Consider the following 20,839-nt stretch of genomic DNA (forward strand, 5'->3'; position numbering starts at 1 on the left):
CACGAGTCGTAAGATATCCGACACTTACTGTCACTCGCTGGCGTGGCTCGGTCGGCCCGGGGGGTGTACTCCCGGCCCACACCGCGCCAGCCGGACCAACAGCCATCAAAAAGGGCCCTGACCTGCGAATATGTGACGTTGCACAAAGTGGACGCCAGCGGTTCATCGGTGCTACACAGGCAGATATCGGCCAGCCAACGACGGCGAGTCGCTCACCTCCTCGACCATCGACCGTCCACACGCACCGTCACCACCGTCGGGCTTCGCCGCACGGACCGCAGCGCGGTCACCACCCACCCGCACGGCAACCCAACGGCCGCTGGCGGGTGACGACGGTCCCCGACCAAGGAGTCGCCGTGGGATACCTGCGTATCCGGTCCCGGCACCAGCCATTCGAGGTGGCCGCCCTGGCCATGGCTCCCATCTGCGGTGTTCTGCTGCTCCTGCTCGGCGGCCGGCCGACCTCCGTCCGGACGGCCATGCCGGTGCCGATCCAGATCGGTTGGGAGATCGGTCTGGTCCTGGTCGGCGTGGGAGGCCTGCTGGGCATCCTGTGGCCCGGTCGGCTCGCCACCGGGCTCGGCATCGAGCTCGCCTCGGTGGTGTTGTTCGGCACCATCAGCGGCATGTACACGATGGCGCTGGTGGTCGTGTCGGGCCGGCAGGCCATCGCCGCGGCGTCGTTCATCGCCGCGCTCACGGTCGGTTCGCTGTGGCGGGCCGCTCAGATCGCCATCGACCTGCGCCGGCTGGCCCAGGCCAGCCAGTGCCTGACTGTCGAAACGGCGGAAGGCGGTGGCACGTGATCTCCACACCGGCGCCCGACGCACCCCCGTGGCTGCAGGTGGCGCTCAGCGTGTTCGGCATCCTCGGCGGCAGCACCGGGCTGGTCGCCATCGCCACGGTCGTGGTGCAGCGGGGCAAGTTCAAGGCCGACGCTGCCGACACCCTCACCGAGGCCGCCCTCACCCTGGTGCAACCACTACAGACCCGGATCACCGAGCTGGAGGAGGAAGCGCTGAGCGCGCGGTCGGAGCTGGGGGTGCTACGCGAGCAGGTCAACCAGTTGCAGTTCGTGGTGCGGGTGCTCACCCGGACGCTGGACCGGTGGCGTGCCGCGATCCGCTCCCCCGACGCCACCCTGCGCAAGGTCCGGACGGTGGTCTCGGAGTCCGAACGGCTGCCGGAGGACCCGTGAGGATCGGCGTCCAACCGCCCGGATCCATCGACGATCGCTCAGGCACGGCCCTGGTCGCGTAGTCGACCGGCGAGTTCGCGCACCGCCGCCCGGAACTCGGGGTCGGACTCGCCCGGTTGGTGCCCCCGCAGCGGCGGCGGCCAGCGCTCCCCTGACCGCGCCAGCAGATTCCGCGGATCCCGCAGCCGCCGGTCGACCCGCCCGGTGGGGTCGGCGGCGTCCGGCGGCGGATCGCCGGGCCGGTGCGCGGCGAAGATCCAGCCACCGACCGGGTCGGTGTCCCGCCACAGGTTCAGCCACCGCCACCCGACCCGCTCCCCCACCTGGCGCAACACCTCCTCGCTCAGGTAGGCCGGGAACAGCCGGGCGTACAGGCGGTCCAGCGGGGACCCGTAGGTGAGCAGCGCGACCCGCTGACGCACCTGCGTGGGCAGCCGCAGCACCGCGAGAGCCAGCAGCGCCGAACCATGGCTGTGCCCGCAGAGCACCACCCCGGCGTGCCGCTGCGCCAGCTGGGTGATCCGGTCGGCCAGCTCGGGCACCGCGCGGTCGGCGTAGCTCGCGGGTGCGAACGGGTGGGCGGCCCGGGGCCAGAACGTGCCAAGGTCCCACAGCACTCCGACGTACCGGCGGAACCACGACGTCCGGTAGGCGAACAGCCCGCTCAGGAGCAGGACGAGCAGCAGGGCGGCGACGAGGGAACTGCCCACAGCGAGGCCGACCCAGACGAACCCGGCTGGCAACCCGAGGAGTTGCCGTCCCAGCCGGTCCGGCTCGAGCCGGAACTGTCCCAGCACGCTCGTGGTGAGACCGATGACCGCCAGCGCCGCGTAGGTCGCGGCGAGCAGTCCCAGCCATTCGGTGAAGCGGGCCCGGGCAACCATTCTCGTCACCCTCCGCAGATACTCGGAGGCTCCCGGCGGAGCCGTCGGGAAATCCCGGGCGGTGATCGCCGAAGCGGCACGCCTCCGGCGGCCGCGCGAGAGCAGCGTCATCGCACCGCACAGCACCGCCGCCGTCGCGACGTGCAGCATGAAGGCCAGGATGGTCCAGTTGTACGCCCGCGGCTGGCCGGCGGCGCCGCCAAGCAGGTTCCCGGCCCAGTAGACCAGGGCAGCGGAGAACGCTCCCGCCAGACCGACCGCGATGGCCGCGATGACGGCCGCGCCGAGCCCGTGCCGCGGTGCGCCACGGGGGACCGCCCGACGGTGGTCCCACAGCACCAGCCCGCCCAGCGCCACGAGCAGCGACATCTGGGCGAGCGACGCCCAGCCGACGATCCGCTCGAACCCCGGCAGCCCGACCGACGACGGCCAGCCGCGCGGGTCCAGGGCCACCGTGGCGAGGGTTGCCACGCTCAGTCCGTAGGCCACCGCGCGCAGCGTGGCGGCGGTCCGGCCGGCCGCCCGTGCGGTCGCCGCCCCGTCCAGCAGCCCGGGCACGCCGACCAGGGCGACGCAGGCGAGCAGCACCGCCCCGGCGAGCGCGAGCAGCATGGTCGTCGCGGTCGTCCGGCCGCCAGCCGACCGGGCGCCGAGCAGTACCAGGTCGAGCACGGTGAGCGCGGCGGCGACGTGGGTCGCTCGCAGCCGTCCGACCATCGGCTCCACCGCCCAGAGCGGATTCCCGACGGGACGGCGCCGACGAGTGCCGAGCAGCCGGAGGAATCCGACGGCGGCAACCGGCAGGAGGGCGAGCACCGCGAGTCGCTGCCCGGTCGACCAGCCGTCGAGCCCGGCGAGCACGCCGCGCGCGGCCGGGCAGTGGGCCGCGCCGAGACAGCGCCAGGCGAGCAGGTCGAGCGCGACACCGGCGATCGACAGCACGTACACCAGGGTGAGGTCGAGCGCGAGGAGCCGGCACAGGACGGTGACACCGGGGCCGGTCCGCCGACCCGCCGGCCGCATCCAGACCGCCAGGTTGCTGAGCATGAACGGCAGCAGGAAGACCAGGGAGAGCGTTCGGGCCACGGTGCCCGAGGGCAGGTCGCCCCACCGGTACGCCTCCAGCGTGATGCCGTCCGAGTCGGTGTCGTCGGGCTGCTGGGGCGTGGGACGATGGAACCCGCCGCTGCGGTCACCTGCCACCTGCCGTACCTGTGCCCGGTCGAGCAGCCTCTCCGGCCCCGCCCCGGACACGCCATGCACCCGCAACTCCACGACGTCGTCGTGCCGCCCCGGCCCGTCGCGGTGACGCGGTGACCCCCCACTACCCACGCCGCCACCGGCCAACCGCCCCGCCCGGACCCGCCAGCCGGCGCCGCTGACCCCGGCCGAGCAGCACGTCGGCCGCGATCATCAGGATGAGGAGACCAAGGATGATCGCGCCAGCGCCGAGCAGCGGCAGCTGCGCACTCGCGAAGCCACCCAGGACGATCATCAGCAGCCCGATCAGCCGGGGCCGGGAGAGGCTGCCGTCGACCACCACCGAGAGCAGGAGCCGGCCGATCAGGAACAGCACCGGGCCGGCGACGGACACGGTCAACCCAGCCGGGTCGGACGACCCGGGGTCTTCGATCGCCAGCTCCATTCCGACCGAGGTGGCCAGGACCCCGGCGATCATGACGAGGTGCAGGTACCCGGCGAGCAGCGCCAGCCGGCTACCGGGCGGACCGGCCGCGTCGATGGCGGTGCCCAGCCGCCCGCCGGCAGGGCTCAGGTAGAGCCGGGCGAGGGCCACCGCGGTCAGGAACGCCACGGCGAACGCCACGGTGCGCTCCCTATCGAAGCCGGAGTCGCTGTAGGTGATGCCGGACATCAGGATCAGCTCACCCAGCGCGATGATGAAGATCTGCTGGTAACGCTCGGAGAGATGTTCCCCGTTCACCTGAAGGTCCGGCCACGAGCTACGGCCCAGCCGCGGCGTCGGCCAGCCCAGCCGCGCCAGGGCGTACTCCAGGATCAGGGCGAGCGCCCAGAGCGCCTCCCGGGCCGGGGCGACGGCCGCCCCGACGACCCAGAGCACGCCGGAGACGGCGAACCAGATCGCCACCCGCGCGGTACGCACTTGTAGCGGGTGACCCCGCAGGGCGGGGATGAGCAGGAAGGCGCGGCCCAGGTGGATGGCCACGTACGCGATGGCGAACACCATGGCGTGCCGGTCGAATGCCGTGGGCACGGCGGCGGCCATCAGCAGGCCGCCGAACATCACCCAGAGCAGCAGGACGACGATCAACGGGGTACGCGGGTCGAACCAGTCCGCCGACCAGGCCGTCACGAACCACACCCACCAGATGGCTGCCAACAGCAGGAGCACCTGGAAGCCGCCGTGGAGGGTGAGGTCGCTGAGCAGCGCCCGGGACAGACGGGTCAGCGCGAAGATGATGGCCAGGTCGAAGAAGAGTTCCAGGAACGACGCCCGGCGGGGGTCCTCCCGCCGTTGCAGCAGCCGCCCCGGAAGCCCGTTCGCCATCGCCATCCTTCCCCGGCCCCCGGTGTCGCCGCCTCCAGTCGTACCATCCGCAGGGCCGGGTCCGGGTCGGTTCCCCCGCGCCCGCAGCTCGTCCCGCTGGTGACGCAGTACCCGTGACCGGGCGACGCCGCCTCCGGCCGCCGGTGGCTATCCGGGTTGGCCGGCGGCCGCCCGCTCGGCGACCACCACCGAGATGCCGTCCAGGACGCGTTGCAGGCCGAACTCGAAGGCGTACTCCGGCCCGTACGCGGCGCCGTGCTGCTGGCCCGCCGCGGTGCCGACCCGGGCGGCGGTCGGGTAGCTGCCGGCCGTCATGACCCTCTCCAGCCAGGGCGCGTGCGACTGCCACCACTGGCCGTCGGTCATGCCGGTCTCCCGCTCCAGGTCGACCACCTCGGACGCGGCACGCGCGGCACTCTTCACGTGCCCGAGGACGAGGGTGAGAACGGCGTCCATCTCCACGTCGGTGAGCCCGATGTCGGCGACCGCGTTCAGCTCGTGGTCGTACTTGCCCACCAGGTGGGGGCCGAGCACGGGTCGGGTCGTCTCGGCTCGCAGCATCCAGGGGTGGCGCTGGTAGAGGGCGAGATTGTCCCGGGCGATCCGCTCCAGTCGGGCCCGCCAGTTGCCGGCGACGGCGGCACGGGGCATCTCGCCGTACACGGTGTCGATCATGACGTCGACGAGTTCGGCCTTGCCCGGCACGTAGGTGTAGACCGACATGGTGCCGACGCCCAGCGCCTCAGCGACCCGGCGCATGGTCAGCGCGTCGAGGCCCTCGGCGTCCGCGATGGCGATGGCGGCCCGGACGATCCGGTCGACGCTGAGCCCCGGCCCGGCGGTGCGGCTGGTCGGCTCCCGGGTGCGCCACAGGATTGCCAGGCTGCGGGCCGGGTCCGCGGTCGCCTTGCGCTCACTCGCCATGGTGCGGCCATCCTAGCAATCGGCCGTACGCCGTACGCCGCGTGCCGGCCCGCTGCCGACGTCAGAGCGCTTCCCGGTCGTCGGTCAGCGTCGGACCGGCGGCCGCCGGCACCAGGTGCCGCACCTCCGGTTCGCCGTCGGTCAACTCCCGGGCCCGCTCCTCGGCCTGACGGTCCTCGCTCGTCAACCGGCCGCCGTGCTGGCGCAGGTGCTCGTCCCAGGACGGCACCAGGTACACCTCGACGAACCGGTCCGTGGTCTCGGCCGGCCGGAACAGCCCCCAGCGCATCGCGCCGGTCCGCTGGCGGGCCCCGCGCACCAGGTCCATGGCCGCGAGGAACGCTTGTGTCCGCTCGGGCCGGACGGTGTACTGCACGGTCACCAGCACCGGCCCCACCCGGGGGTCCGGCTCGTGCGCCAGGTGCAGCTGCGGCCAGTAGGCGGCCGGGTCCCGGTTCACCGTACGCAGGTCCGGCAGCGGCCAGATCCGACTGGTCACGGTGCCGACCAGCATCAACGCCGCCGCAGCGAGATAGGCGATCACCAGCCCGGCCAGGTCGGCCACCAGACCCCAGACGAACGCGCCCACCGCCTGCCCGCCGGCGAAGAAGACCTGGTAGACGGCCAGCCCTCGGGCTCGCACCCAGCTCGGTAGGAAGACCTGCATCTCGGCGTTGACGTTGGCCAGCACCGTCACCCAGGCCAACCCGGCGGGCAGCAGTGCGATGAGCACCAGCGGCACCGCCCGCACCGTGCCGACCACCGTCAACGCGGCGGTGAACAGCACCCCGGCGATGAACAGGAGCTGGTTGGCCGACAGCCGGGTCCGGATCACGGCCAGCAGCAGGCCACCGGCGACAGCCCCCACCCCGAGGGCTGCCAGCAGCAGACCGTACCCGCCGGAGCCCAGCCCGAGCCGCCGGTCGGCCACCAGCGGCAGCAGCGCCCACAGGGCGCTGGCCGGGATCACGAAGACCAGCGCACGGCGCAACAACCGGCGGACGGTCGGCGAGTGCCGCACGTAGCGGCTGCCGGCCCGCAGCGCCGCAGTGAACCGCTCGGGCACCTCGACCGCGCGGGCGTTGCCCGGTTTCCAGCGCGCCAACGCATACGTGAAGATCAGGAACGCGACGGCGTTGAGCGCGAAGACCGGGGCGACACCGGTCCGGGCGATCAACACGCCGGCCACCGCCGGCCCGACCGCCCGCGCCATGTTCACGCTGATCGAACCGAGCGCGGATGCCGCCCGGAGCTGGTCCTGCGGCACCAGCTCCGGGACCACCGCCGCCCAGGCCGGCAGGGTGAGCGCCTGCCCGACCCCGAACGCGAAGGTGAGGGTGAGCAGCAGCGCGGGCGGCATCCGGTCGGTGACGGTGAGCAGGGTCAACGCCGCCGCCACCGCCACCAGGAACAGCTGTACGGCGATCAGCAGGTGCCGACGGTCGAAGTTGTCGGCCAGCACGCCGGCGGGCAGCGCCAGCAGCAGCACGGGCAGCAGGCTGGCGGTCTGGACCAGGGCGACCAGGGTGGAGGCGTTGGAGTGGTGGATCAGCAGCCACTGCGCGCCGACCGTCTGCATCCAGGTGCCGATGTTGGCGGCGAGCAGGGCCAGCCACAGGTTGCGATAGACGGCGGTCCGCAGCGGCGCCCACGCCGAAGCCGGACGCTCGGCGGGTCCGGCTTCCGCCGTCACCACCGCCCGTCCGCGCGCAGCACGCGCTCGCCGGAGACGTAGAGATCGTCGGGTTCGAGCAGCAGCAGCCGGACGACCTCGGGGGCGACCTGCTCGGGCATGGCGTACACCTCGTCCAGGAACTCGGCGCCGACCCGTTCCTGCAGTCGGGTCGGCATCGGTCCGGGATGCAGCTGCATCACCTTGACCTGGTTGCTGTGCTGGGCCTCGGCCAGCGACTCGACCAGGCTGCTGCCGTAGCTCTTGGTCGCCCGGTACACCGGGATGCCGGGCCGGGGGGATGTCACCGCCATCGCGCCGACGTACACCACGTTGCCGTAGCCCTGCCGGTGCAGGTGCTCCAGCGTCTCCCGGAACAGGTACGTGGTGCCCAGCACGTTGATCTCCACGGCCCGCCGGATGTGCTCCACGGAAAGGTCCGCCAGGTCGCCGCCCGCCCACATCGACGCACAGGCCGCCACCCCGTCGATGGTGCCGTAGCGCCCCACCACCTTGGCGAACGCGTCGCGAACCTGCTCGTAGGAGGAGACGTCACACACCGCGCCGGCGCAGCCCAGTTCGTCGGTCACCGCGGCGACCTCAGCCGCCACGTTGCCGAGCACCACGACGTGGTGCTCGTCGACCAGCAGCCGGGCCACCGCGAGGCCGAGCCCGCTGGTAGCGCCGACCACCACGAAGGTTCTGGCACCCATGTCTCTCCAGCCGCCGCCAGCACAGGTCACGCGGGTGGCGTGACGGCGCGTTCTTCCCGTTTCCGGCCACACCACACCCGTCCCGCCGGGCCTCCGTGCCCGTCTTCGGGCCGGCGACGGTAGGGCTGGGCATACCTCAGGAGTGGATCTGGACGGCTGGGTCGGCCCGGGCGCGACGAATAGCGTCTGCGTCATGACCCCGGAACAACCCCGTCACCTGGCCGAGGCGCTGCGCCGCCGCGGCTGGCTGGTCTCCGCCTGGCCTTGGCGCGCGCTGGTCTACCTGGTCAGCACGGTGCCGGTCGCCGGTGTGCTCGCCGTCGGGCTGCTCGTCGTCGTCGCGCCGCTGCTGGCCGCCCTCAACGCGGTATGGCTGCACGGCCGGTCGCCGGAGATCCCGCTCGTGCTGTTCCTGGCCGTCGGCAGCCTCACCCTGCTGGCGCTGGCGCCGATCGTGAGCTTCCCGGTGGCCGCCGTCGAGCGGTGGCGGCTCGGCCTCGTGGACGGCCGCCCGGTGCCCCGATCGCCGTGGCCGGGCCTGGCCGCCCGCTACCGCACCGCCGCCGGCTGGCGGGAGGTGGCGTACGTGTTCTGGCTGGGCGGGTTCGTGCCGATCGCGTACTGGGTGTTGCTGCTGGTGGTGCTGGTCGACCTCGGGCTGGTCACCAGCCCCTGGCTGGCCGGCGACAGCAACCAGCCGGTCGTGATCTGGCGCACGCTGGACAGCCCTGGCGCGGCCGTCCCGTACGCGATCGTGGGTGTGCTGCTCATCCCGGTGCTCTGGTACGCGGCGGGGCTGCTCGCCGCCACCCAGGCCGCCGTGGCGCGGTGGGCGCTGGCCTGGCCGGTCGACGCGGCGGCGCTGCGCGAGGTCGCCCGGTCCCGGACCCGACTGGTCGGCGCGTACGAGGCCGAACGGCGCCGGATCGAACGCGACCTGCACGACGGCGCCCAACCCCGGCTGACCAGCCTCACCCTCCAACTGGGCCTGGCCCGGCTGGACGTGCCCGACGACTCCCCCGCGGCCCGGCCGTTGGCCGTCGCGCACGACCAGGCCCGGGGCCTGATGGTGATGCTCCGGCAGCTGGTGCACGGCATCCGGCCGCAGAGCCTCACCGACCTCGGTCTCGCCGGTGCGGTACGGGAGCTGGCCGACGCGGCCACCGTCGCGGTCGCCGTACGGACCGATCTCGACGGCGAGCTACCGGAGATCGTCGAGACCACCGCCTACTTCGTGGTGTCGGAGGCGCTGGGCAATGTGGCCCGGCACGCGGGGGCGACCCGCGCCGAGGTGCGCCTCACTCGGACCGGCGGTGACCTCGTCGTCGAGGTTCTCGACGACGGCCGTGGGGGCGCCGACCCCGCCCGGGGGCACCGGCCTGACCGGCCTCGCCGACCGGGTCGCCGCCGCGGACGGCCGGCTGCTGCTGTCCAGCCCGGCCGGCGGGCCCACCCTGGTCCGGGTGGAGCTGCCATGCCGTCCGTGACCCGTGTCGTGCTGGCCGAGGACGAGGTGCTGCTGCGCGAGGGCCTCGTCGCGCTGCTCACCCGCTTCGACTTCGCGGTGTGCGCGGCCGTCGGCTCGGCTCCGGAGCTGCTGGACGCGGCCCGCGCGCACCGGCCCGACCTGGTGCTGACCGACATCCGGATGCCGCCCGGCCGGCGCGACGACGGGTTGCGCGCGGCCGTGGCGTTGCGCGCCGAGCGGCCCCAGCTGCCGGTCGTGGTGCTGAGCCAGTACGTGCAGACCGGGTACGCCGCCGCGCTGCTGGACAGCGGCGACGGCCAGCGAGTGGGCTACCTGCTCAAGGACCGGGTGGCCGAGGTCGCCGAGTTCGTCGACACGCTGCACCGGGTCACCGCCGGCGGCACCGCCATCGACTCGGACGTCGTCCGGCAGCTGCTGCACCGCCCGCGCGACCCGCTCGCCGCACTCTCCGCCCGGGAACGCGAGGTGCTGGCGCTGCTGGCCGAGGGCCGGTCCAACGCGTCGATCGCCGCCCGGCTGCACGTCACCGAGGCGGCGGTCGGCAAGCACGTCGGCAACATCCTGCTGAAGCTCGACCTGCCGCCCAGCGACGACACCAACCGCCGGGTGCTCGCGGTGCTCACCTACCTGCGCGCCGACCCAGCCAGCTGACCAGACTCACCACGTCCGCCGCCAGCTCGACGGCTCCGTCTGTCGTGGCGCGTACCAGGCATGTCGCTCCGGCGAGCGTTATACCTGTGAGTCATAGATATGACGCACAGGTATAACGCTCAACAGATCGGTGCCCACCGGATCCAGGCAGCCACTGAGTGACCGGTCTGCGCCGTTGTCGAGCCGGGCGCGGGCCGGGCCTGGCCGGCCGGGGCGTAGATTCGATCACCGGGACCGCCGTCACCAGGGCGCGGACCGGGAGACGGGAGTACGGCATGGCGGAGGCGCTGCGGGTCGGTCTGCTGGGGTACGGGCTGGCGGGCCGGGTGTTCCACGCACCGCTGATCGCCGCGACGCCCGGGCTGCGGCTGGACGCCATCATGACCCGCGATCCGCAGCGGCGCGAGCAGGCCCGGCAGCACCACCCGGACGCCCGCCTGGTCGACGACGCGGACGAGCTGTGGCGTACGCCCGACGCGCTGGACCTGGTCGTGGTGGCGACGCCGAACCGGCTGCACGTGCCGATGGCCCGGGCGGCGCTGGCCGCCGGCCTGCCGGTCGTCGTCGACAAGCCGCTGGCCCCCACCTCCGCCGAGAGTGGCGCGCTGGTCGAGGAGGCCACCCGCCGGGGAGTGCCGCTGACGGTGTTCCAGAACCGCCGGTGGGACGGCGACTTCCTGACCGCACGCGGCCTCGTGGAGCAGGGCGAACTGGGGCGGGTGCTCCGCTTCGAGTCCCGGTTCGAGCGCTTCCGTCCGACGATCAAGCCGGGCTGGCGGGAGCTTGCCGGCCCGGAGGAGGCCGGGGGCGCCCTCTTCGACCTCGGTGCCCACCTCATCGACCAGGCGGTGCAGCTCTTCGGCCCCGTCGACCGCGTCTACGCCGAGGTCGACCGCCGCCGCGAGGGCGCCGAGGTCGACGACGACGCGTTCGTGGCGTTGACCCACGCGAACGGGGTCCACTCGCACCTGTGGATGGGCGCGCTGACCGCTCAGCTCGGGCCCCGGCTGCGGGTGCTCGGTGACCGGGCCGGCTACACGACGTACGGGTTGGACGTGCAGGAAGCGGCGCTGCACGACGGTGGCCGGCCGGACCAGCCGGGCTGGGGCGAGGTCCCGGCGGAGCGGTACGGCCTGCTCGGCGTCGACGGTGACCTTCGGCCGGTGCCCACCCAGCCTGGCTCGTACCAGAGCTTCTACCAGCAGGTGGCGGCGGCGCTGCGGGACGGCACGCCGATGCCGGTGGATCCGCGGGACCCGGTCGCCATCGTCAAGTTGATCGAGTTGGCGCACCGGTCGGCCGCCGAGGGTGTGGTGCTCCCGGTTCCGACGAACCCGGGCGCCTGACCTCTGCGTTCAGGATGGGGCCGGCTCGGCTCGGGCCGGCCCTACCCGGCGTCCTGCTCGGTGCGGGCGACGTCCGACACCAGGGCTTCCTCGTCGGTCAGCGCGTCCTCGGACCGGTCGGTGAGCGCGGCCAGCCGACGCTCGGCCTCCCGCGCCTCCTCCTCGACCCTCGGGTTCTCCTCGTCGGGACCCTGCGACATGGGCGACCTCCATCGGGCAAAACCGGCCTCCCTCGGTGTACCCCGCCTGACGCGGGGGACACGGGGACTGCCCAGATCCACTCGATCACGTGATGGTCAGTAGTGGTCGAGGGGATTCACATCGATGTTGAGAACGGCGGGGTGAGCCGTGCGCCGGGCCGGCCGGTGACCGCGCCGGGCTGGAGCCTCGGAGCGTTGCCGGCCCGGCCCGGTGCCGGATCAGCGCGTCAGTTCGCGCCAGGAAGGGTGGGTGCCGCGCCAGGCGTCGGCGAGGATGGCCGCCGAGGCCCGGCTGGGGCACTGCTGCACCCGCTCACGACCCGACGCCCCGCCGATCTGGGCGCGGACCTCCCAACCCTGCCCGTCAGTACGGATGTACACGTCCCGGCGCCCGCGCGGGGTCGTGTCACCGTTCCACCAGTGTTCCTCCACCATCATTCGCCGACCGTATAGCAATTCCGCGGCAAGGGGTACGGCGCAGGTGGGCCTAGAGCGGGACAATGGCCGTAATTCGGGCGCAGTTCGGGTCAACTCGAGACATGGGGAAGCCACCGCGGCCACTCCTCCCGTCCTGAGCAGCGGATCAGGGCCGGGCGAGGTGCCGGTGGACACGCCGGCCAGGGGCCGGCTGCATTCACCCCTGCGCGGTGAGCAGGTAGTCGTCCGCTTCGGGGCTCCAGCGCAGGTCGACCACTCCGCCGGTCGCTGCGGCCTTGCAGAACTGGAGGAAGCTGCGATAGCCGAGCTTCTTCTCGCTGAAGTCGGGCCGGGCCCGGCGCAGCTGGTTCTTCAGCCCGGACAGCGCCACCGGGTTGCCGCCGCTGCCCAGGTCCGCCACGACACCACGGAGCAGGCCGAAGGCCACCTCCCGATCGCCGTGCTCGGGCAACGAGACCTCCGGGTCGCCCTTCGCGGGGCCCTCGGCCAACTCGATCACGTTGTGCGCGGCGAGGTGGCGCAGCAGTTCACCGAAGGTGCGGAACCCGTAGTCGGACTCGCTGAACGTCGGGTCCTTGCGAAGCAGGGTGCGCTTGAGTCGGGAGGCGGTCACCTCGCCGTTGGCGCTGCCCTGCAGCCCGGCCACCGTCTGGGCCACCAGCACGGCGAGGGCGTCCACGTCCCGGCCGGGCTCCTCCCCCGTCGGCTGCCGCTCCTCCTCCGGCTCCTGCTCCCGCTCCGGCTCGGATGGACGCAGGTCCGGGCCCGGCTGCCGCACCGGACGGCCGCGCCGGGCGCGGGTCGGCGGGATGTCCACACCCTCCAGCCGGTCGTAGTAGAGGAACTCGTCGCACGCCGGCGGAAGCAGCGCCGAGGTCGACCCCTCGACTCCGACACCGATGACCCGCTTGTTCAGCTCGCGGAGCTTGTGCACCAGCGGGGTGAAGTCGCTGTCGCCACTACAGATCACGAAGGTGGAGATGTAGTCGCGCTCGAAGGCCAGCTCGATGGCGTCCACGGCCATCTTGATGTCGGCCGCGTTCTTGCGCGACGCCCCCATCCGCTGCGGGATCTCGATCAGTTCGACGTGCGACCGGGTGAGCATCCGGCGGTCCTCGTCGAAGTACGACCAGTCGGCGTACGCCCGGCGCACCACCACACGCCCCCGCTCGGCCAGGGCGTCGGCGATGGGCCGGAAGTCGAAGGCCATGCCGCCACGGTTGTCGCGAGCCCCCAGCGCGAGGTTCTCGTAGTCGAGGAACAGGGCGATCCGGTCTTCTTGATCCACGCGGTTCAGCCTACGCCCGCCGACAACCCATCCGGTGGAGCTGAGCGAAGGGGAGCGTCGCATCCCCTTGTCGGTTTCTTTCTGCCCACCGGTCGTCGCCTTTCATGTTTCCATCTTGCTCTTGCAACGTGACGTTCGCCACTGGCATCATGGCGGTCGATGCTGAGCGCCGGTGAGAGCGCGCGGACCACAGAGGAGAGTCCCATGTCCCGGAGCACAACGCCGGCGCGGCGACGCCCCCGGCGGCCACTGACCGCAGGCGCGGTCGTGGCTGTGACCGTCCTCGCGCTACTGGGCGGTGGGCCCGCCGCGACCGCCGCGCCACCCGCCGGCGCGCAGCCGGTGGTCACCCGGGCCGCCCTCGACCCGGCGCTGGTCGCGGGACGCGGCGCCGACGTCGACTTCGTCGAACAGGAGGCGGAGAACGCCCGCACCAACGGCGAGATCATCGGCCCGGACCGGTCCGCCTACACGCTGCCCGCGGAGGCCTCCGGCCGCCGGGCGGTGCGGCTCACCCCCGGCCAGCACGTCGAGTTCGTCCTGCCCAGCGCGGCGAACGCGATCACCGTGCGGTACAGCATCCCGGACACGCCGCAGGGCGGCGGGATCACCGCCCCGCTGGGCGTCGCGGTCAACGGCCGGCACGTCCGCAGCATGACGCTGACCTCGCAGTACTCGTGGCTCTACAACCAGTACCCGTTCTCCAACGACCCCCAGGCCGGGCTGCTGCACCCGGACTGGTGGATCACCGAGTGCTCGTGCGTGCCGTCGGCCACCACGCCGTACCCGACCATCAGCACGCCGTTCCGGCCCACCCACTTCTACGACGAGCAGCGGCTCCTGCTCGGACGCACCTACCGGGCCGGTGACCGGATCCGGCTCACCGCGCCGCCCGGCAGCGCCGCCGCCTGGACCGTCATCGACCTGCTGGACTCCGAGCTGGTCGCGCCGCCGCACGTCCGGGTCCTCGCGGCGAACGTGCTGGCCTTCGGCGCCGACCCCACCGGCCGGCGGGACTCCGCCGCAGCCCTGGACCGGGCCATCTCCTTCGCCCGGCGCACCCACCTGAAGGTGTACATCCCGCCGGGCACCTACCAGGTCAACCGACACATCATCGTCGACGACGTGACCATCGTGGGCGCCGGCAGCTGGTACACCATCATCAAGGGCCGCGAGGTCGCCCTGCCGACGCCGGCCCCGGACGGCTCGGTGCACACCGGCGTCGGCTTCTACGGCCGCGACGCCGCTGAGGGCGGCAGCCGTAACGTCCACCTCTCCGGCTTCGCCATCGAGGGCGACGTCCGGGAGCGGATCGACACCGACCAGGTCAACGCCATCGGCGGGGCGATGAGCGACTCGACCATCGACGGGCTCTACCTGCACCACACCAAGGTGGGCCTGTGGTTCGACGGCCCGATGACCAACGTCCGCGTCACGAACAACGTCATCGTCGACCAGATCGCGGACGCGCTCAACTTCCACACCGGGGTCACCGACTCGCTCGTCGCCCACAACTTCGTCCGCAACACCGGGGACGACGGCCTGGCGATGTGGTCGGAGAAGACGGCCAACACGCGGAACACGTTCGACCACAACACCGTGCAGTCCCCGACGCTGGCCAACGGCATCGCCATCTACGGCGGCACGGACAACACCGTGTCGAACAACCTCATCGCCGACCCGGTGCGCGAGGGCAGCGGCATCCACGCCGGTTCCCGCTTCGGCGCGGAGCCGTTCACCGGGCACCTGTGGATCACCAACAACACCACCGCACGCGCCGGGACGTACGAGCTGAACTGGAACATCGGGCTGGGCGCGATCTGGATCTTCGCCCTGGACCGGAGCATCGACGCGACCATCGAGGTGGTCGGTGACGCGTACCTCGACAACACCTACAACGCGATCATGCTGGTCAGCGACTGGCCGGTGAAGGACCTCTACTCCATCACCAACGTGCGGTTCCGGGACATCCGGGTCGACGGCACCGGCACCTCGGTGGTCAGCGCCCGGGCGGCCGGGTCGGCCTCGTTCGCCAACGTGGACGCTCGCAACGTCGGTGCGGTCGGCGTCAACAACTGCGGGTCCTTCCACTTCACCCCGGCCGGCTCGGAGTTCGCGTTGACCGACCTCGGCGGCAACGACGGCGGCTGGTTGGCCCCGTGGCTGCTGCCGAACACCATCACCTGCGACGACCGGCCACCGGTGTCGCCACCACCGCCACCGGCCCGCTGGTAGCGGACGGGGGCCCGGACACCCGGGCCCCCGTCCGCCGTCAGCTGCCCAGCCGCTGCCGGGCCAGGAACTTCGGCACCACCATCCGCCATGCCTCGGTGACCAGCTCGGTCATGTACCCGTGCCCCAGTCGCCCCGTGTGGCAGCACACCCAGTGGAAGCGCAGGTCGGATTCGCCGGGCAGGAAGAACAGGTCCGGCTCGGCGGCGACCAGCCCGGCCCGCTCCTGCTTGGGGAACCCGAAGCCCATCGTCGCCTCGTCGCGGGAGAACGCGACGTAGACGATCGACCCGACCCGGAACTTCACCCGGTCCCGGATCAGGTGCTCGCTGCTGCGGGGCAGCGTCCGGGCGAGGGCCCGTACGTCGGCGACACTGACCATGCCACGACCGTAACCGCCGGTCGGCCGGCCGGTCGGCCCGCTGGAGGGAAGCCGGGCCGCCGTGGCGTCAGCGCGGTCGGGCGTACGCCAGCGGCACGGTCGTCGGCTGGCCGTTCCAGCTGCCACTGAGGACCGCCCCGGCGGCATCGGCTGCGCCAGCGCCGGGCCGGCGCACGACGACCAGCTCGACGGAGTCGGTGAGGATGAGCGTGGCGTCCTCGTCGACCACCGGTCCGGCGGCGCCGGCCGGGGGCGCCCCGGTGCCGCTGGCCACGATCGTCATGGTCGGCTCACGCAGCTCACGTCGGCCGTCGACCTCGAAGTACTCCTCCGCCTGACCGGTGCCGGCGAGGATCGCGTGGGCCAGCGCCACGGCGTACACCGGGTCAGCGCAGCCGTCGTACACCCAGCGCGGGCCGAGCACCGAGTGCTCGGTGGTACCGACGAGCCGGTCGTCGGCGCCGTCGAGGGGCTCGGCGCGATAGGTGAGCGGAACCTGGTGGACCGGCCCGTCGGCGACGCCGACCAGGATCGTCTCGATGCCGACCGCGCCGGCGGGGTCGTCGAAGCGGTAGGCGCCCAGGCTCACCACGTCGGCGCCGGCCGGCCCCCGGTACCACGGTCGTCCGGGCAGCCAGGTCGCCAGCAGGTCGATCTTCGAGGGGCGCAGGGTCGCCCGGTGCAGCAGTGCCATGCCGCCAGCCTAGGGACGACCGCCCGCCCGCGTGCCCTCGGGTCGGGCCGCTGACGGCGGGCGGCGAGAACCGGTGGAGGCGGCACGCCGGCGACCGGTGCGCCGCCCGTCGCGGCCCACGCTCAGACGCCCGCGCACGGGCTGCCGCCCACCGTGCAGCTCTCCGGTTCCCTGGCCTTCGGTCGACTGTCGCGGACGTCGAAGCGGATCGTCTGCGATTTGCCGGCCGGCACGGCCGGCCCGGTGAAGGTGAGCGTCCGCCCGTCCTGTCGCACGTCAGCGCCGTCGACGTCGTCGACGCTGCTGCCCTCGGCGAGGGTGACCACCACGACCCAGTCCGCAGCCGGCGCGCCCCCCGGGTTGTCGACCACCACCTCGCCGGTGTAGCCGAACAGCCGACTGGAGTCGGTGCGGTAGGTGGCGGTCACCGGTGGTGGTGCCGCCGGGACCGAGGCGAGGGTGGGCGACGGCTTCGCCGTCGGGGTGCGGCTCGGGTGGGCGGTCGGCGACGCGGCGGTCCGCGAGGGGCGCGCCGAGGGCGTCGCCCTCGGTGTGCCGGTGGGCGCGACGGCCGCCACGGACGACGACGGCGACGGCGGTGTCCCTGTCGCCGGGGGCGGTGCGGCGACGCTGTCCGGCTCACCCGGCAACGTGACCCATGCCGCCAGCCCTCCGACCAGTACGACCCCGGCCAGCACCGCGACCACTGTGCGGCGACGGCGGAGGGCTCGGGCGGGGCGCTCGCCGATCGTCGGCAGTTCGGTCGTCATTCCGGCTTCGCCGCGCCGCAGGTCCACCTGTTGGAAGGCGAGCCAGTCGAGAATGGCCGGCAGGCGCACGGTCAGCGCCTGCCGCAGCTGCTGCTCCCGTGGATCGTGCTGCTCGGCGGACCAGGTGCCGTGTGTCGTGACCTCCCGGACCGCCAACCGGCTGCCCTGCTTCGTGGCGGTGACGACACAGGTCACCTCGGTGAGCCGGCCGGCCTCGTCGCAGCGCATCGCGAGCAGCTCCGGCACCCGCCGCTCGGTCACCTCGACCTCGACGTTGGCGTCGAAGCCGGGCAACCCGGCCGTGTGCAGCACCAACCGGTCCGGGACTCCCGCCACCGTTTCGGCCTCGGCGAACCACCGGCCGAGCAGCTCCCGATCCGTCAATGCGAGCCACACCCGGTCCGGCGGGTGGGACAGGTCGACCTGCGCGCCGATCTCGATCACGGCGAGACTCTACGGCTTTCGCCTCCGCCCCGTCCGGCCCACCCGGGCCGGACGGCGATCTGGTCAGCCCCAGTGGGTCACCCGCTCGGCCGCCGCCGCCAACGCGGTCCGGGCGCCGGCGCTGACCTCGACGACCAGCTCGGCCGCCGGCAGGTCCCGGGCCAGGGGGTGCGCCTGCCCGGCCCACAGGTTCGGCACGGACGCGTCCCCGTCGCTGCGGGCGGCGGCGAGCAGCGGACGGGTCAGGTGCAGCACCTGCGGGTAACCGGCCGGTGCCGCCGCGTCGTGCCGGCGCAGGAAGTCGTTGACCACGCCGCGAGCCCGCTTGCCGGTGTACGCCCGGGTCAGGGCGGTCGGTGCGGAGCTGGCCACCGCCGCCCGGTGCATCGGTGAACTGCCCGCCTCCGGGCAACGCAGGAATGCCGTGCCGAGCTGCGCGGCGGCGGCGCCCGCGGCCAGCACCGCGGCAACCCCGGGGCCGTCGACGATGCCGCCAGCGGCCACCAGCGGCCGGTCACAGTCGGCGGCGACCAGCCGGAGCAGCGGCAGCAGCGCGTAGTCGTCGTCGTCCGGCAGGCCACCGCGATGCCCACCCGCCTCGGTGCCCTGCACCACCACGGCGTCCACGCCGAGGTCGGCGGCAGCCGTGGCGGCGTCCGGCCGGGTGACCGTGGCCCACACCTCGGTGCCTCGCTCGCGCAGCGCGGCCACCACGGCCCGGTCGGGCAACCCGAAGACGAAGGACACCGCCGGGACCGGGTCGGCGAGCAGCATGGCCAGCTTGTCCGGGTACCCGTCGTCGCCGCCCACCGCCTCGCCCAGGGTCACCCCGCGCCGGCCGGCCTGCGGGGCGAGCCGGTCGGCGTACGCCCGGATGGCGGCCTCGTCGACGGTGCCGGAGCCCGGCAGGAAGACGTTGACACCGAACGGCCGGTCGGTGCGGGCGCGAACCTCGGCGATGTCGGCGGCCAGCCGGCCGGTGCCGATCATCCCGGCGGCCAGGAATCCCAACCCGCCGGCGGAGCAGACGGCCGACACGAGCGCCGGTGTGGACGGGCCGCCGGCCATCGGGGCGGCGACGATCGGGTGGCGCAACGCGGACAGCACGGACATCCACCCATCCTGGCGCACCGACCCGACCCGCGACCGGTCGGTGCTCGGGTCCGTCAGCCGGGGGCGGGCCGGTCGCGCCGGACGAGCCGCCGGCACCCGTCGACCTTCGCCGGGACGCTGCCGTCACTGTCGGGCCGTGTGTCGCCACCACAGCACACCAGCCAGCCCGACCAGCGCCAGCAGCGTCCCGGCGCCGGCCACCAGCGGCCAGGTCCGATCGCCCTCGACGCCCACGTCCACCGCCGCTGGGCGGGCCGCGGTGGGCGCCAGCGGGCCGGCGGTGGTGGACCCGGTCGAGCGTGGGGTGGCGGCCGTCCCCGTCGTGGCGGGGTACCGCAGGATCGCCGGGTGGGTGCCCTGCGGCTGGCCGGCGGACTCGGAGACGGTGAGCAGCGACCGGCCGTCCCGGCTGTAGGTGATCGACTCGCCCTGGGGTTCGTCCGGCAGCGGGGTGACCCGCGGGACGCCGCTGGTCAGCGCGGCGACCAGGTCGCCGCCGGGCACGTCGTACTCGAAGGCGTCGGCGTAGCTGCGGAGCACCACCCGACGCCCGTCCGGCGCGCTCGCCGCCCCGGTCACCACGCCCCGGCCGAGGAAGGAGAACGGGTTGCTGGTCGTGGAGGCCGGCAGAACCACCTGACCGACCGAGGCCAGCGGCGTCGTCGCCGCGGGCCGCAGTGCGGTGGTCGGCGCGTACAGGAAGACCGTGCCGCTGCCCCCCTTGGTCACGATCAGCGGCCGGCCGTCCGCGTCGAGCAGCAACGCCTCCGCGTCGTGCGGGCGGTCCGGGTACGTCATCCGGTGCAGCACCGGCTGGTCCGCGCCCGGCGCGAGCCGCCACAGAGCGATCGTCTCCCGGGTGCGGTCGTTGTCGCCGACGTCGGCGACCCAGATGGTGCCGTCCGGGCCGACGGCCAGGTCCTCCGTGTCGCGTGGCTGGGACGGGTAGGTGACCGTCCGCGCCACCGCGCAACGCCGGTCGAGGAAGAAGATCCGGCGGCGGGACTCGTCGTCGGCGCCGTCGTTGACCACCACGTACCCGTCGTCCGTGGCGACCATCCCGGAGATCTCCCTGAGCCGATCGTCGCGCACCTGACACACCGGCGTTCCGGCACCGGGGGCGCCAGCCAGCGCCGCGCCCGGCGCCAGCACCAGTGCCAACGGAACCACGCCGACGAGCAGGGTGCCCAGCGCCGTTCCCGCGCGGGCGTACCGCCCCCGGGTCAGCCGCACCCGTACCCGCATCGCCCCGCCCTCCTCGCCACGGCCGTGGCCGGCCACCTCGCCCATCCTGGCCGATCCAGGCCACCGGCGGTGGCTATCGCGGGGATGACGCCACATCCTTGCCCAGGCATAAATGATCTATCTATAGTGCCGGCATGGCAGGAATGCGCGAATGCACCCGCTGGCCCGCCGGTACCGGCGGCTGCTGCGCAGGTGTCCGCGCGACCGCCGGCGAGGGCGCGCTGGCCGGTTGGCTGGTCTTCGGCTGGGCCAGCCGACGCACCGAGGGCCGCCGGGTGAGCGGCACGGCGAGTTTCCTGTTCGGCATGACCATGGTGCTGTGGTGGCTGCCGGTGCTGCTGGCCGCGCCGCACCTGCTGCAGCACCACCTCGGCGAACCGCACCCGGCATGGCACCCGCTGTGGGAGTGGCTGGGCCAGCCGACGGCCTCGCTGCTCTTCCTGGTCGGCGCGCTGTGCGCGCTGCTGGCACTGGGGTTGGCCGCCGCACCCCACCGCGACCGGTCCCCGGTGGCGCTGGTCGACTGACCCGCCGCCCGGTCCACTGCGGACGCGACCGGCCGGCGGAGGGTTATGCGTCGGCCCGCACCCCGGTACGGTCCGAGATGACCACGGTCACGGCGGGCGCGG

19 protein-coding genes and 1 pseudogene are annotated in these 20,839 nt (G+C 73.3%); 7 read left to right on the forward strand and 13 right to left on the reverse strand.

The features are described 5' to 3' along the window. Positions 1-356 precede the first annotated feature (356 nt). Together KBX63_RS05520 and KBX63_RS05525 are read left to right on the forward strand one after the other, a co-directional pair. Entirely contained in the window at positions 357-806 is a 450-nt protein-coding gene (locus tag KBX63_RS05520; RefSeq protein WP_210908877.1) for a hypothetical protein, read from the forward strand. Next, a complete protein-coding gene (locus KBX63_RS05525) occupies positions 803-1,198 on the forward strand; it encodes a hypothetical protein (RefSeq protein WP_210908878.1) in 396 nt (131 codons plus the stop codon). Before KBX63_RS05520 ends, KBX63_RS05525 begins: the two co-directional genes overlap by 4 nt. Before the next feature lie 38 nt (positions 1,199-1,236). On the opposite strand, the gene KBX63_RS05530 is transcribed toward KBX63_RS05525, so the two are convergent. The 5 genes from KBX63_RS05530 to KBX63_RS05550 form a co-directional block, all read right to left on the reverse strand. Then, the gene (locus KBX63_RS05530) at positions 1,237-3,336 is read right to left on the reverse strand and encodes a hypothetical protein (protein WP_307871627.1); all 2,100 of its coding nucleotides are present in this window, start codon (positions 3,334-3,336) and stop codon (positions 1,237-1,239) included. 70 nt (positions 3,337-3,406) lie between these two features. Next, on the reverse strand, positions 3,407-4,609 hold the full coding sequence (locus KBX63_RS05535; protein ID WP_210908880.1) for a low temperature requirement protein A: 1,203 nt from the start codon (positions 4,607-4,609) through the stop codon (positions 3,407-3,409). Positions 4,610-4,756: 147 nt separating this feature from the next. Continuing rightward, the gene (locus KBX63_RS05540) at positions 4,757-5,533 is read right to left on the reverse strand and encodes a TetR/AcrR family transcriptional regulator (RefSeq protein WP_210908882.1); all 777 of its coding nucleotides are present in this window, start codon (positions 5,531-5,533) and stop codon (positions 4,757-4,759) included. Between the two features lie 61 nt (positions 5,534-5,594). Continuing rightward, complete coding sequence (locus tag KBX63_RS05545) at positions 5,595-7,229, reverse strand: MFS transporter (protein ID WP_210908887.1); 1,635 nt, start codon at positions 7,227-7,229, stop codon at positions 5,595-5,597. Continuing rightward, a complete protein-coding gene (locus tag KBX63_RS05550) occupies positions 7,223-7,918 on the reverse strand; it encodes an SDR family oxidoreductase (RefSeq protein WP_210908888.1) in 696 nt (231 codons plus the stop codon). Before KBX63_RS05550 ends, KBX63_RS05545 begins: the two co-directional genes overlap by 7 nt. Positions 7,919-8,111: 193 nt before the next feature. Here KBX63_RS05550 and KBX63_RS05555 point away from each other — a divergent pair. The 3 genes and pseudogenes from KBX63_RS05555 to KBX63_RS05565 form a co-directional block, all read left to right on the forward strand. Further along, positions 8,112-8,972, forward strand: a pseudogene (locus tag KBX63_RS05555) (sensor domain-containing protein); the annotation flags it as partial. A 420-nt stretch (positions 8,973-9,392) separates the two neighbouring features. Beyond that, a complete protein-coding gene (locus tag KBX63_RS05560; RefSeq protein ID WP_210908893.1) occupies positions 9,393-10,058 on the forward strand; it encodes a response regulator transcription factor in 666 nt (221 codons plus the stop codon). Positions 10,059-10,333: 275 nt separating this feature from the next. Then, complete coding sequence (locus tag KBX63_RS05565; protein ID WP_210908896.1) at positions 10,334-11,404, forward strand: Gfo/Idh/MocA family oxidoreductase; 1,071 nt, start codon at positions 10,334-10,336, stop codon at positions 11,402-11,404. A gap of 41 nt (positions 11,405-11,445) precedes the next feature. Here the strand turns inward: KBX63_RS05565 and KBX63_RS05570 are convergent, their stop codons facing one another. From KBX63_RS05570 to KBX63_RS05580, 3 genes are all read right to left on the reverse strand, one after another. After that, the gene (locus KBX63_RS05570; RefSeq protein ID WP_210908898.1) at positions 11,446-11,604 is read right to left on the reverse strand and encodes a hypothetical protein; all 159 of its coding nucleotides are present in this window, start codon (positions 11,602-11,604) and stop codon (positions 11,446-11,448) included. 219 nt (positions 11,605-11,823) lie between these two features. Next, on the reverse strand, positions 11,824-12,042 hold the full coding sequence (locus KBX63_RS05575; RefSeq protein WP_074318338.1) for a hypothetical protein: 219 nt from the start codon (positions 12,040-12,042) through the stop codon (positions 11,824-11,826). A 196-nt stretch (positions 12,043-12,238) separates the two neighbouring features. Then, on the reverse strand, positions 12,239-13,330 hold the full coding sequence (locus KBX63_RS05580) for an NYN domain-containing protein (RefSeq protein ID WP_210908900.1): 1,092 nt from the start codon (positions 13,328-13,330) through the stop codon (positions 12,239-12,241). A 204-nt stretch (positions 13,331-13,534) separates the two neighbouring features. On the opposite strand from KBX63_RS05580, the gene KBX63_RS05585 reads away from it, so the two are divergent. Beyond that, the gene (locus KBX63_RS05585; protein WP_210908902.1) at positions 13,535-15,565 is read left to right on the forward strand and encodes a glycosyl hydrolase family 28-related protein; all 2,031 of its coding nucleotides are present in this window, start codon (positions 13,535-13,537) and stop codon (positions 15,563-15,565) included. 37 nt (positions 15,566-15,602) lie between these two features. Here the strand turns inward: KBX63_RS05585 and KBX63_RS05590 are convergent, their stop codons facing one another. From KBX63_RS05590 to KBX63_RS05610, 5 genes are all read right to left on the reverse strand, one after another. Then, positions 15,603-15,944, reverse strand: coding sequence for an MmcQ/YjbR family DNA-binding protein (locus tag KBX63_RS05590; protein ID WP_210908903.1), 342 nt, complete (start codon positions 15,942-15,944; stop codon positions 15,603-15,605). Positions 15,945-16,011: 67 nt separating this feature from the next. Beyond that, a complete protein-coding gene (locus tag KBX63_RS05595; RefSeq protein ID WP_210908905.1) occupies positions 16,012-16,638 on the reverse strand; it encodes a hypothetical protein in 627 nt (208 codons plus the stop codon). A 122-nt stretch (positions 16,639-16,760) separates the two neighbouring features. Next, entirely contained in the window at positions 16,761-17,852 is a 1,092-nt protein-coding gene (locus tag KBX63_RS05600; protein ID WP_210908908.1) for a cellulose binding domain-containing protein, read from the reverse strand. 63 nt (positions 17,853-17,915) lie between these two features. Then, on the reverse strand, positions 17,916-18,965 hold the full coding sequence (locus tag KBX63_RS05605) for a nitronate monooxygenase family protein (RefSeq protein ID WP_210908913.1): 1,050 nt from the start codon (positions 18,963-18,965) through the stop codon (positions 17,916-17,918). Positions 18,966-19,088: 123 nt separating this feature from the next. Then, a complete protein-coding gene (locus tag KBX63_RS05610) occupies positions 19,089-20,246 on the reverse strand; it encodes a hypothetical protein (RefSeq protein WP_307871628.1) in 1,158 nt (385 codons plus the stop codon). A 98-nt stretch (positions 20,247-20,344) separates the two neighbouring features. Here KBX63_RS05610 and KBX63_RS05615 point away from each other — a divergent pair, with 98 nt between their 5' ends. Next, positions 20,345-20,737, forward strand: a complete 393-nt coding sequence (locus tag KBX63_RS05615; protein WP_210908914.1) for a hypothetical protein — start codon at positions 20,345-20,347, stop codon at positions 20,735-20,737. Positions 20,738-20,839 lie beyond the last annotated feature (102 nt).

Origin of the sequence: Micromonospora sp. U21, from assembly GCF_018070045.1 — a bacterium.
Classification (GTDB): domain Bacteria; phylum Actinomycetota; class Actinomycetes; order Mycobacteriales; family Micromonosporaceae; genus Micromonospora.